We start from the raw sequence: 13,077 nt of genomic DNA on the forward strand, positions 1-13,077 counted from the left end.
AATTCATTTGTTTTTATAAGTTAAACTAAAGGTGTTTCTCGCCGTTCCTCATTACGAATAGCAAAAAAGAAGATCAGTAATGAAGTGAAGACGATTAGGAAACTGTCATCAAATGAGCGAGTGAGAAAATGAAGAATACTACTGATGATCACAGGCAGTGTCGCACAATAAGTTGCGATTTTTAAACAATCTAAAAAACGTAATTTATACAAACGGATCTTACTATAAAGATTGGCACCGATAGTTATCATAAGTAAGTTGATGACCAAGTTGATGAAAGTGGGATACAACGTAACAATAAAGACAATTAACTTTATCCAAAAAGGGACATTTGCCTCATCTAAAGCTAGTTTCAACTCTTTACTATTCAAGCCGTCTAAAGTTCCTTTAGAATAGGGGACTTCAAATTGATTAGCGCCTAACAACGCATCGGCAGCACCTGAATTAGGCAAAGCTACAACAAATTCATCTTTCAAAAAACCTAGACTAACAGCGCTTCCTACGGAATCAGCTGCCACATCATTAAGAGTGCGTTTTCCATCTGGATCAAATGTAAAAATGATTGAGTTTGTCTGATAGATGAAACCTTCAGCTTCTTGAGAAGTTTGAAATTTTCCATCTGTAATGTTGAAATCAGGTAGTTTTGTAGCGATTTCTTGTCCATCACTCTTAATGTCGTTCATAATAGAAAATATTTGCTTTGTTATTGGCAAGGCAAGAATGATACTTAGAAAAAAAACATATAAAATAACTTTCCAAAAAGGCATTTTTTTTGCCTGATTGAGATCAGTTAATCTAAATAACGAGTGTTTAAAAAGCGTAAATGAATTCATGATTTCTCTCCTGACTTGAAATTGATTATACACGTCATTTTAAAGGAGATATCAAGGAAAAACAAGTTTATATCAAACTTTGTAAGCAATTACTTTGAAGGTTGCCATAAAATCTGTTATGCTATAAATGTATGAAACTTTATACTTAATTAATGGAGGGATTTTTTATGACTTACACTTTACCAGATTTACCTTATGCTTATGATGCATTAGAACCTCACATCGATGTGGAAACAATGCATTTACACCATGACAAACACCATAACACTTATGTGACGAATTTAAATGCTGCAATCGAAAAGCATCCTGAATTAGGGACTAAATCAGTAGAAGAATTGATTGCTGATATGGATAGCATTCCTGAGGATATTCGTACAGCAGTACGTAATAATGGTGGCGGACATGCCAATCACTCATTCTTCTGGGAAATCATGGCACCAAATGCTGGTGGTGCGCCAACAGGCGACATCAAGGAGGCTATTGACGCCGCATTTGGTAGTTTTGATAAATTAAAAGAAGAATTTAAAACAGCTGCAACTGGACGCTTTGGTTCAGGTTGGGCATGGTTAGTTTTGAATAACGGTAAGCTAGAAATTACTTCAACTGCAAACCAAGACTCACCTTTAATGGATGGTAAAACACCAGTTTTAGGTTTAGACGTTTGGGAACATGCTTACTATTTAAATTACAAAAATGTACGTCCAGAGTACATTGATGCATTTTGGAACGTAGTAAACTGGGATGAAGTGAATAAACGCTTTGCAGCAGCTAAATAATTAAGAACAAAACAAAGTTTTTAGAAACTTTTTGAGGAAAACAGTAAATTATGCTGTTTTCCTCTTTTTGTTTGTGGCATACTATTAGTTAGGAATATAAAATTAGGGAGAGTAAGGGAGAACTATAATGAAGATAACTATGCAAAAAGTTCATGGATCAGAAAATGATTTCTTTTTAATAGATGAAACGCAGTTGGATGAGCCCCTTACGGAAAAGGAAATCGACACTTTACGCACTCGTCTATGTGATAGAGAGACAGGTCTTTTAGGTGGTGCTGATGGCTTATTGCTAGTGGAAGAAGTACTAAATGGTGAATCACTCGCTAAGATGCGGGTGATCAATCGCGATGGTAGTGAAGCCAGTATGTGCGGGAACGGTTTACGTACTGTAGCTAGGTATTTAGCCGAAAAGTATAAAAAAAGCTCCTTTACTGTGGAGACTATGTTTGCTGACCTTAAAGTACGCAAGGCGCCTAATCTAGCGGAACAAGTAGTTACCTATCAAGTAGAAATTTCACCTGTTCGTTTTGAAGCAGCTGCGATTCCGATGCAGACTGAAAATAATACCATAATGGATGAAGTGATCCCAGAATTGTCTAACGATTTGAGATTTTCAGTAGTAGCTGTTCCTAATCCACATTTAATCACATTTGTAGACCGTCAAACTCTTATGGGAGAAGAATTTGAACGAATCGCGGCATATGTAAATGGTGTCAACCCACTATTTCCAGATGGAGTCAATGTGAGCTTTGTTGAGATATTAGGAACAAATGAAATCTTTGTGCGCACGTTTGAACGTGGGGTTGGATTCACTAGCGCATGTGGTACTGCGATGTGTGCAAGCAGTCTAATGTATGTCCTGTTGAACGAAGGAGAATTCAGTGAACCGATTACTGTTAAAAATACTGGTGGCATGGTAAAAACTGTAGTTCATGAAGATGATTCAGATGGCTATTGGATGGAATTGATAGGGAACGCGACAATTACACATTTGGTATCTGGTTTACAGACTGATTTTTTAGAAGGTCACTTCAATAAAATAAGTGTTAAGGAAACTGTTGAACAAGCAGATTATTTGGCATTTTTAGCATCTATAAAATAGAGGCACAATAAGTATGAGGATTGGTATGTCCAAAATACAAAAGTTGGTTATTTAAAAGTAAGGTATCCCTAAAGGAGTGTAGTAGTGATAAAAAGTGGAAGGTTTGGTAGTAAGTCAGTAATGAAGGTCATCTATTTGATTGTAATCATCAGTTCAATTGGTATTTGTTTTTTAGGATTACAATCAAATGCTAATAAAGAACGTCAACGAAAAGTCGAATATGCAAAAACAACGATAAAAAATGAAACTGTAAAAATACAAAGACTTAATAAACAAATTCTTCAATTCTATCAAAATGATCAGGAAGAATTTTTAGTAGAGCCTGTTGATATGGAGAAATTAAAGGAAATGGAACGTGAAATCCTTTCTCTAAAAACAGAAGCAAAAGACTTCGATTTAAAAAGTAATGATTTTTCTGTAGATACTGTCGAAGTAACACAAGGAAAAAAAGAAATGACCACTAAAATAAAGAATCTTAAGAATAAAAAAGAAATACAAGAGCAAATAACCGCATTACTTGTTCATGCGCCAAACGACTGGACAGCTCAGACTATAGATATCATCATCAACGAGCTGGCGTCAGTTACAGCTATTTCTAAACTTCGTAGTAAAATCGCTGATTCTGAAAATGAGTGGAATAACGCCATCATTGCATTTTTAACTGAAATGGATACTCAAGTCAAATACTATTCTGATTTAAAACAAGAAATTACTGCTATGAGCAAAGATGGAGTATTGTCCGATAGTGTAACTATGGATAATTTTATTCTTATTTTTAATCAGTTAGATCAGATCAAAAATGAAACATTGAAAAAAGAGTTAGTTGATAAAATGGATGTAATTGACAACCTTCTAGAAAAGCAAGCGATGGGTGAAGTAATAGTAAATCAAGAAGAAATCCTGCCTAGTGAAGAACCTCTAGGATAAAGCTTTTTGGCTTGTTAGAATGAACTCTATCAATTATTTCAATAAATATTGAAATAATTGATAGCTATTCTGTACAAATAACCTTGTAGTTGCTTCAGCTAAAATCTATAATTATTTGTAAGTAGTTAATTGGAGGAAAAAATGGAAGAGACAATCAGTTTACAAGAATTAATCGGAGTATTAAAAAAACGTATCGGTCTAATCATCGTCAGTATGTTTTTAGGGTTAGGTGCCGCTGGAATATTAACATATTTTGTAATCACTCCTAAATACAGTTCTCAGGCGCAATTGATCGTGCGGTTACCGCAAAATGAAACAACCAACGTTAATGATATCAATGGAAATTTACAGATGATCAACACCTATAAGGATTTGATCAAAAGTGATACGGTAATGACTGAAGTACAGCAAAGAATGAAAACGGAGCATGATAATGATTTAACTGTTGAAGCTTTGGGTGAAAGTATCTCAGTAAATCAATCACAAAATTCTCAAATGTTTTCAATCGTTTCCAAAGTAACGGATCCACTTGTAGCACAAAATATTGCCAATCAGACTGCTTTGGTTTTCCAAGAACAAGCAAAAGATATGCTGAATGTAGACAAGATCACGATTATATCTGCGGCAACTGCAAATGTGAATCAAGTCTCACCAAACGACAAAATAAATCTAATGATTGGTTTGGCTTTAGGAATTATGTTCGGAATAGTTGTAGCTTTCATTTTAGAATTATTTGATAAAACAATCAAAGATGATAGTTTTGTAGAAGATGAGCTTGGCTTTACGATATTAGGTGTCGTACCTAATATGACAGCCAAGGAACTAAATGCAAAAGTAGTACGTAATCCATCGGTGTCTGATTCATTTGTGAATGATCCTAGAGGGCCGGCTAGAGACGTACCTAAACCTACCACAACAAAAGAAAATAGTAAGCCTGATAATTCTACCCCACCAATACGTAGAAGTCGTCCACGAGTTTAAAGGAGTATAGAATGACAAAAAATATAATAAGAGCGCAAAAAAAACAGAAAACAAAAGCTGTAAGTTTAATTACTTTAGCTGATAAATCTTCCCCTATTTCAGAACAATATCGAACGATTCGAACCAATATTCAGTACGCTATGGTAGATAGAGACTTAAAGACCTTGGTTATTACTTCTTCTGGCCCAAGTGAAGGAAAATCCACTACATCTGCAAATTTAGCGATTGTATTTGCAAATTCTGGTAAACGTGTCTTACTAGTGGATGCGGACATGCGCAAGCCTACAGTAGCCAAAACATTTACTTTAGATAATGCACGTGGATTGAGTACGTTATTAGGTAGCCGTGAAACGATGTTACATCAAGTGGTGCAACCTTCCGGAGTTGATAATTTATTTTTGATGGCAAGTGGCCCGAAACCACCTAATCCTTCAGAATTATTAGATTCTAGAAGAATGCAAGAATTGCTTCAGGAGTTAAAGCATCAATATGATTTGGTTATTTTTGATATGCCACCTGTTGTTGCGGTGACAGATGCACAAATCGTTTCATCAAAATCAGACGGTACGATTCTAGTGGTCCGTGAAAATGTTTCAAAGAGAGACTCTTTGCTGAAAGCGAAAAGCCTACTAGAGTTGGTGGATGCAAATATCCTAGGGGTTGTTTACAATGGGTCGAAAAGTATAGAAGATCAAGGATATTATTATGGATCATAAAAAAGAATAGAGAGGGGAAAGCCGATGATCGATTTACATTGCCATATATTGCCAGGTATTGATGATGGCGCCAAAACAATCGATGATTCCCTTGATATGGCACGGATGGCTGTTAAACAGGGAATCACACATATCCTTTGTACGCCGCATCATAATAATGGTAAATACGATAACCCAGCTGAGCAGGTCATTACCCACGTGGCAACTTTACAAAAAGAATTAGATCAGCGGAGTATCCCACTTACTTTATATGAAGGACAAGAAGTACGGATCAGTGGAGATCTACTGGAACAAATTCAGACAAATGATATTTTATTTACAGATCTTGAAAATCGATATATTCTAATTGAGTTTCCGACTAACGATATCCCTGCCTATACGGAACGATTATTTTTTGAGCTACTAAAAGCGGGGCACATTCCGGTGATCGTTCATCCAGAAAGAAACAGTAAATTTATTGAAGATCCTAATCGATTATTGCCGTTCTTAGAGATGGGGATACTCACTCAATTAACAGCTCCAAGTTACGTTGGTGTTTTTGGAAAACAGATTGAGCGTATAGCCAAACAAATGGTTTCACACAATATGATTTATATGATGGCTTCTGATGCCCACAACATAAAAAAACGCGGTTTTTTTATGAAAAAAGCTTATGATGCTATTGAGAAAGATATGGGCGTGGAACATGTGGCGGTTATGCAGCAAATGGCTAAAGATGTCTTGAATGGGGATGGTATCCAAAGACCTATTTTTAGAGAGATTAAAAAGAAAAAATTTGGTTTATTTTAGAGATAACAAATAATTAAATGATTTTATATATTGTTGTCGGTATGTTTTTAATACATAGTTGTTGGTATGATCAAATCAGGGCTAAAAGGGGTGCTTAATTTGGAGGGGAAGTTTGTAAATGTTGGTAAAGACAAAGAGAAAAAACAAGCATATATAAAAAGAAGTAATGAATCTAACAATTCGCATTTAGAAAGAGATTTTGCACAACGATCTTTATCTTTTCGTATATCAAAAAGAGGATTAGATATTTTAGGAAGTTTAATAGGACTTATATGCTTTAGTCCTTTATTTCTCATAGTAGCTTTTTTAATAAAAAAAGAAGATTCAAAAGGTCACGTGTTATTTGCGCAACAACGAGTCGGTAAAAATGGAAAGCCGTTTATTATGTATAAATTTCGTTCTATGTGTACTGATGCAGAGAAGAAATTAGATGAGCTATTGGAATATAACGAAATTGAAGGTGCAATGTTTAAAATAAAAAAAGACCCTAGGGTGACCAAGATCGGGAAAAAGTTACGTCAAACAAGCATAGATGAGTTACCTCAGCTTTGGAATGTTTTGAAAGGTGACATGACATTAGTAGGACCAAGACCTCCACTAGAAAGAGAAGTTAAAGAGTACAGTCAACATGACATGCTAAGACTGACTGTTAAACCTGGTTGTACAGGATTGTGGCAAATATGCGGCAGAAATGACATTCATTTTGACGACATGGTGGAACTTGATTTAGAGTACATCGCGAATCCTTCTTTAATGAGTGATATTAAAATTATTTTTGCAACAGCCAAAACTATGCTATCAATTAATTCAAATAGTAATGGTGCATATTGAACAATTTATGTTAAGAAAAAATAGGAGTTCAACACTGATGAATAATGAAAAAAAAGTAATTAGAGTTGCTATGATTATGGGAAAGATGATTGGGGGGGGAATTGAAGCTGTTGTAATGAATTATTATCGTCATCTTGATCATTCTAAAATTCAATTCGATTTTATTATAGATAATGATTCAACGATTGTTCCAAGAAAAGAAATTCAACAATTTGGTGGTCGTATTATTGAAATCTCACCCTATCAATCAATACTAAACTATAGTAAAGATTTAGAAAAGTTATTTAGAAAAGAAAAATATACGATTGTTCATTCACACATAAATTCATTAAGTGTGTTTCCATTAAGAATTGCTAAAAAATGTGGTATTCCTATACGAATTGCGCATAATCATAGTACCGCGGCTCCAGGTGAAATAAAGAAAAATATTTTGAAATATACATTAAGGTTATTCTCCACTGTGTATCCTACACATTATGCAGCACCCACTTTGTACGCTGGACAATGGCTATTTGGAAAAAAAATTGCGAATAATCAATTGGAAATAATAAATAATGCGATTGACCTTCAACATTTCGCTTATGATGTTGAAACCAGAAATAAATTCAGAGAACAATTTGGATATTCTGAAAATGAGTTTGTCGTCGGAAATATCGGTCGTTTTGTTTGGCAAAAAAACCAATTATTTATTATCGAATTGTTCAACGAATTATTAAAGCAAAGAAAAGAAGCAAGGCTTCTTTTAGTTGGTGAGGGACCTTTAAAGGAAGTATTAGAAAAAAAAATTTCTGAATTAGGGATAGCGGATGAGGTAACGTTTGTTTCAAATACTAAAAATGTCAATGTATACTATCAAATTATGGATATTTTTTTGTTTCCTTCAAATTATGAAGGATTAGGGATGGTTGCAGTGGAGGCTCAAGTTGCTGGATTGCCAGTGATAGCTTCTGAAAAAGTTCCTGTAGATGCAAAAATATCGAATAATTATTGGCAAATTAATTTAAGTGCTGGAAAAAAAGCATGGTTAGAGTGTTTAAAATCAGTAAAAGTAGATAATAGAGAAAGTTACATAAATGATGCTGAAAAAAAGGGATATAATATTAATAACGCTACGCCCAAATTGATGAATTACTATAGGCATCTTTTTGAGGAAAATGATAGGTAATTTATTTTTTCTAAATGTTAATATGATATGCATGGATATGCAAGATGAATAGAAATTAATGGAGGACTTATTATGGTTAAAGTAGCAGTATTTATGTCTACTTATAATGGGGAAAAATATTTAAGAGAACAAATTGAATCAATACTTGCCCAAAAACATGTAAAAGTATTTTTGTATGTTCGAGATGATGGTTCATCTGACACAACGGTCGATATCTTGAAAGAATTCAAAGAAAATAAAAAATTAGAATTCTATGTTGGAGAAAATATTAACTACGGAAAAAGTTTTTGGGAATTGATGCTAAAATATGGTGAAGCTGAGAAGTTTGATTATTTTGCTTTCTCTGATCAAGATGATTATTGGGAACCTGTTAAGCTTTTTAAGGCATTAGATCTATTAGGCAGTAATGCTCATCCAAAACTATACTTCTCAAATATGGAATTTGTTTCAAGTGATTTGAAGAGTATCGGGCTAAAGAAGTTTGACAATATGAGAATTTCTTTGGGAAGTGAGATGATTCGACACCGAGTTGCTGGGTGTACATATGTATTTAACAAATCATTATTTGAATTTGCTAAATATGTGGATTTTACTTCATTTAAAAAGAAATTTGAACATGATGTGTGGCTATATATTTTATGTTTATCTGTTGAAGGTGAAGTAATTCGTGATAAATCTAGTTATATAAAGTACAGGCAACATAGTGATAATGTTACAGGTCATAGACAAGGACTTATCAAAAGAATGAGGAGAGAAGTTCTGTCTCATTATTTATATCAAGAAAAGAAGAATCTGAAACAAAGTTATTTTCTTTGTCTGTATAAACATTATGAAGACTATATAAGTAACGAAAATAAAAAAATTATAGAACAAGTGATAAATTATAAAACAAATTTAGGCAGTAAAATTAATCTATTAAAGAACAAAGACTTTAGAAGTGGTAATTTTGTTTTTGATACTATTTCAATTTTAGAAGTTTTCTTTGGGGTATATTAAGGAAGTGAAGTAAATGAGAGGTGTATATTTATCGCCAAATGTTTCGCATAATCCTGGGATAAATCAAAAAGTTCTGAATCAAGTAGAAGCCTTTAAGGAAACTGGAGCGGACATTTGTTTAATCATGGATAATAGGAGTGGGAAGTTAAAAAAATTACAAACTGCTATGCCTATTTTTAGTAAGCAATTTGATCGTTTTTTTCCAAAAAAACTAAATAATTACGATTTTGTGTATATCAGAAAACCTTACTATTTTGATTTTGATTTTATACGAAAGTTGTCAACAGTAAAAAAAAGTGGAACTCAAATTATTTTAGAAATACCAACTTATCCATATGATAGTGAATTTAAACATAAAATTTTAATGTTTCCTACGGTATTAAAAGATAAATTGTCAAGAAAAATGTTAAAACGATATGTTTCTCGAATAGTGACTTTTTCTGATGACGAAGAAATCTTTGGTATTAAAACAATTCAAACATTTAATGCATTTGATTTTAAAAGTACTAACTTATCAAAGAAAGTAAATTATAGCAGTAAAATGGAGATAACGCTAATAGCAGTGGCTAATATAGAAAATTGGCATGGTTACGATAGATTAATAATAGGACTTTCAGAATATTATTTAAATAAAAAGGATGATGATCCTGATTTTAAAATATTTATAGTTGGTGGAGGTAATAAGAAGATCATTCAACTTTATAAAAAGATGATTTTTGATAATGATTTAACTGATAGAATTATTTTGACAGATAAAAAAACAGGGAAAGAATTAGATGAGTTGTTCTCATCAGCTGATATTGGTGTTGATTCGTTAGGAAGACATAGAAGCAAAGTGTATTATAATAGTTCACTAAAAGGCAAAGAATATTTAGGCAGAGGCTTGCCTATAATTTCCGGTGTTGAGACTGAATTGGATAATCCAAAATATAATTTTCCCTATTACATGAGAGTTTCAGCAGATGATTCGCCGATAAATTTCAAGGATATTATACTTTTTTTTGAAAAAATACACGATAATAAAAATGCATACTCTATCAAAAAATTTGGGGAAGAAAACTTTAGTTTTAAGGCATCCGTAAAACCGGTAATTGATTATTTAAAGGAAAATGAAGGAAAACACAGTTATGAATAAAGACAAATTAAAAAATATAATCCCTATTTTATTATTGTTATTTTTTTCTTTAAAACAAATTATTGTCAACTATTCAACAATCAATCAATACCATATGTATTCAAAACTAAATCATACATTGACTTTTGGTATTGTTTTTTTACTAGTATTTTTCATAATATTTTTTTGTCAATATAAAATTAAACAATATGCTGCTATAACCTTTATTGGAATCATGATCGTAGTTTCTAGTTTTATAACAAAAGATTTGGCTATAGTAGTGTTTTACTTGTTTGTTTTAGCATTGAAAAATATAGACTATAAGAAAATAGTGAAAACAATCTGCTTTTCCCAAATCACTGGTGTAAGTCTAATACTTATGTTATTTAACTTAGGACTTATTGATGAAAGAATTTCTACAAGGTTGGGTATTGTGAGAAGGAGTTATGGTTTTGGTCACCCAGCTTTTCTATCGACATTTTATTTAATGATTGTTATGGAACTATTTTATCTCTATGAAAATAAGATTAAATACTACCATATAATCATTGTAGTGATTTTAGCAGAAATAATCGATAGAACGACTGATGGAAGGACAAATATGTATTGTTTGTTTTTATTTCTATTTTTATTTGTCATTAGAAAGTCGTTTCGCAAAATTTTAGATTTAAAGACAATAATGTATGTAACAAATTACATCTTTCTATTTTTAGCTTTACTTTGTTCTGTCTATTTAGCAGCAAAATTTAATCCTTATAATATTTTGGAAGCGAAGCTAAATTCAATCTTATCTAATAGACTGTATCTATCTAATTACTTTTGGAATAACTATGGTCCGAGTTTATTTGGTCAACCATTGAAATTTATTTCAACTTTAGAAGGTAGTCTGACAGGTCAGAGCGTATTGATTCTAGATAATTTTTATTTGAATTTAGTTATTAAATTTGGTTTAGTCATGACTGGTTTATTTGTGGGATTTGTATTGAAGTTGTTGAAATTACTTTACTTAAGAGAAGAGACAACTTTGTTAATCATAGTATTTGTTTTTCTAGTATACTCATTAATATCGCCTATAATTATAAACTTGGAGCTTAATTTTATCTTCTTTGCTGGCGTTTTTATATTTCAAAAACAATATAATCCCAAAAATGAACAGTTCAACTAAGCTGAACTATGTTACTCCAAAATATAAAAATATTAGAGGTGAGTAAAGTGGAGAAAGAAAAAATAGAAATAGTTTTCAGTAAACTACTCTCTATCCCTAAATCAATTTTTTGGAATTTTAGACTACTTCCTTTTAAACAAGCGCTACGTTTACCATTGTTATTTCACTTTAAAACTAGGATGTATGTGAATAAGGGAACTATGATTTTATTAAAAGATGCTAAATTATTCAATTTTTCTTTTGGCTTTGGCGGTTCACTTGGTGTTGCTAGAAATAAAGAGTCCTTCTTTATAGTTAGAAATAGCGGAACATTGAAAATAAAGGGTAAAAGTACATTTGCTGCAGGTTCTTCCATTCGTGTTGAAGAAGGGGTCTTGGAAATTGGGGCTAATTTTAATGCAAATAAAAATTGTTATATAAGTGTTTTTAAAAAGGTAATAATTGGTGAACAAGTTTTATTAGGTTGGAATGTTACTTTAATTGATAACGATGGTCATACAATTGACAGTAATCAAAATGTAGGTGAGATTCATATATCCAACGATTGTTGGATAGCAGCAAATAGTTATATTTTAAAGAATGTAAGTTTAGGATCAGGAAATGTCGTGGCAGCCCGAAGTCTGGTGACGTCATCTCTTATGAAGCAAGGTACACCAAGTAGGTCAGTTATTGCAGGACATCCTGCAAAGGTCATTAAGACAAATATAGTTTGGAGAGAGTAGAAAAGTGAAAGATAGTTTGGGACAATGTCCGTTAGTTTCAATCATTATGCCAGTTTATAATGTTGGAAGATACTTAGAGGATTCTCTAAAAAGTGTTGAAAAACAAACTTATGCCAACATACAGTTGATTATTGTAAATGATGGTAGTACAGATAGTAGTGGTAACATCATCAAACGATTTATTAAGTCTACTAAATTAACTAATTTGATTTATATAGAGCAAGAAAATGCAGGCCTTTCCGAAGCGAGAAATACAGCGATTAAAAGAGTAGATGGAAAGTACACTTACTTTTTTGACTCCGATGATATTTTAAATGCTAAAGCTATAAAAAAAAGTGTTGAGTTTATGGAAAAAAAGAATATTGATTTACTTATGTTCTGTGCTGAAGCTTTTATTGAAAATGAGCATAGCTATCAAAGTAAGTATGTATTTAGACCTAAACAGCTTAAAAGTGAAGCTGTCTATTCTAAACAGGAATATATTTTTAAAATGAAAAATGAAAGATTTTCTGCTGTATGGTTATATTTATATAGAACTGAAATAATAAAAAGGAATTCACTTTGTTTTTATCCAGATATATATTTTGAAGATGCGTTATTTACCCCTATTGCGTATTACTATATGAATACTGTAGGTTTTTTATCAGATGTTTTTGTCTATCATAGAATAAATCCTCAATCTATAACAATGCGAGATGATAAGGATGAATATAAAGTTTCATCTTATCTAACTGTATTAAAAGAATTAGATTTATTTGTTAAAATGAATGTAGCTGACAAGTGGTTAATCAATTATTATTCGAAGCAACAAATGTTTACAGTAAGAGAGATTCGAAATTTTTCTATACTGGATAAAGTACATATAAGAACTTTATGTAAAAACTATAATATTGGTTTTGATGTTATTTATGAGTTGAAATCAAGAATAAAAAAAATAGTTAGAAAAGTTTAGAATGGGGA

General features: G+C 32.1%; 14 protein-coding genes. 13 read left to right on the forward strand and 1 reads right to left on the reverse strand.

The genetic code is table 11. The annotated features are described in order from the left end of the window. Positions 1-20: 20 nt before the first annotated feature. Positions 21-833, reverse strand: coding sequence for a DUF1189 domain-containing protein (locus IGJ50_RS03270; RefSeq protein ID WP_429948891.1), 813 nt, complete (start codon positions 831-833; stop codon positions 21-23). Between the two features lie 167 nt (positions 834-1,000). Here IGJ50_RS03270 and IGJ50_RS03275 point away from each other — a divergent pair, with 167 nt between their 5' ends. The 13 genes from IGJ50_RS03275 (at position 1,001) to IGJ50_RS03335 (ending at position 13,069) form a co-directional block, all read left to right on the forward strand. Then, entirely contained in the window at positions 1,001-1,609 is a 609-nt protein-coding gene (locus tag IGJ50_RS03275; RefSeq protein WP_207121183.1) for a superoxide dismutase, read from the forward strand. Positions 1,610-1,736: 127 nt separating this feature from the next. After that, positions 1,737-2,711 (forward strand): diaminopimelate epimerase, encoded by a 975-nt coding sequence (gene dapF, locus IGJ50_RS03280; protein ID WP_429948893.1) that lies wholly within the window; start codon positions 1,737-1,739, stop codon positions 2,709-2,711. Between the two features lie 84 nt (positions 2,712-2,795). Then, positions 2,796-3,638 (forward strand): hypothetical protein, encoded by an 843-nt coding sequence (locus IGJ50_RS03285; protein WP_069639078.1) that lies wholly within the window; start codon positions 2,796-2,798, stop codon positions 3,636-3,638. A gap of 141 nt (positions 3,639-3,779) precedes the next feature. Beyond that, positions 3,780-4,619 (forward strand): YveK family protein, encoded by an 840-nt coding sequence (locus IGJ50_RS03290; RefSeq protein WP_207121181.1) that lies wholly within the window; start codon positions 3,780-3,782, stop codon positions 4,617-4,619. Between the two features lie 11 nt (positions 4,620-4,630). Next, the gene (locus tag IGJ50_RS03295) at positions 4,631-5,335 is read left to right on the forward strand and encodes a CpsD/CapB family tyrosine-protein kinase (RefSeq protein ID WP_069639080.1); all 705 of its coding nucleotides are present in this window, start codon (positions 4,631-4,633) and stop codon (positions 5,333-5,335) included. A 24-nt stretch (positions 5,336-5,359) separates the two neighbouring features. Beyond that, on the forward strand, positions 5,360-6,124 hold the full coding sequence (locus tag IGJ50_RS03300; protein ID WP_207121180.1) for a tyrosine-protein phosphatase: 765 nt from the start codon (positions 5,360-5,362) through the stop codon (positions 6,122-6,124). A 66-nt stretch (positions 6,125-6,190) separates the two neighbouring features. Beyond that, positions 6,191-6,955, forward strand: coding sequence for a sugar transferase (locus IGJ50_RS03305; protein WP_083244291.1), 765 nt, complete (start codon positions 6,191-6,193; stop codon positions 6,953-6,955). A 37-nt stretch (positions 6,956-6,992) separates the two neighbouring features. Beyond that, positions 6,993-8,120, forward strand: coding sequence for a glycosyltransferase (locus IGJ50_RS03310; RefSeq protein WP_207121179.1), 1,128 nt, complete (start codon positions 6,993-6,995; stop codon positions 8,118-8,120). A 72-nt stretch (positions 8,121-8,192) separates the two neighbouring features. Continuing rightward, positions 8,193-9,116 carry a glycosyltransferase gene (locus tag IGJ50_RS03315; RefSeq protein ID WP_429948896.1) on the forward strand — a complete coding sequence of 308 codons (924 nt, stop codon included), beginning with the start codon at positions 8,193-8,195 and terminating at the stop codon, positions 9,114-9,116. A gap of 13 nt (positions 9,117-9,129) precedes the next feature. Further along, entirely contained in the window at positions 9,130-10,251 is a 1,122-nt protein-coding gene (locus IGJ50_RS03320) for a glycosyltransferase (RefSeq protein WP_429948898.1), read from the forward strand. Next, positions 10,244-11,395, forward strand: coding sequence for a hypothetical protein (locus IGJ50_RS03325; protein WP_069639085.1), 1,152 nt, complete (start codon positions 10,244-10,246; stop codon positions 11,393-11,395). Before IGJ50_RS03320 ends, IGJ50_RS03325 begins: the two co-directional genes overlap by 8 nt. Before the next feature lie 47 nt (positions 11,396-11,442). Continuing rightward, positions 11,443-12,117: an acyltransferase gene (locus IGJ50_RS03330; RefSeq protein WP_429948899.1), complete on the forward strand. Its 675-nt coding sequence runs from the start codon at positions 11,443-11,445 to the stop codon at positions 12,115-12,117. Between the two features lie 4 nt (positions 12,118-12,121). After that, positions 12,122-13,069 carry a glycosyltransferase gene (locus IGJ50_RS03335; protein WP_429948901.1) on the forward strand — a complete coding sequence of 316 codons (948 nt, stop codon included), beginning with the start codon at positions 12,122-12,124 and terminating at the stop codon, positions 13,067-13,069. Positions 13,070-13,077: the final 8 nt, after the last annotated feature.

This window comes from Enterococcus sp. AZ101 (assembly GCF_050499005.1).
GTDB classification, from domain to species: Bacteria; Bacillota; Bacilli; order Lactobacillales; family Enterococcaceae; genus Enterococcus_L; species Enterococcus_L ureilyticus.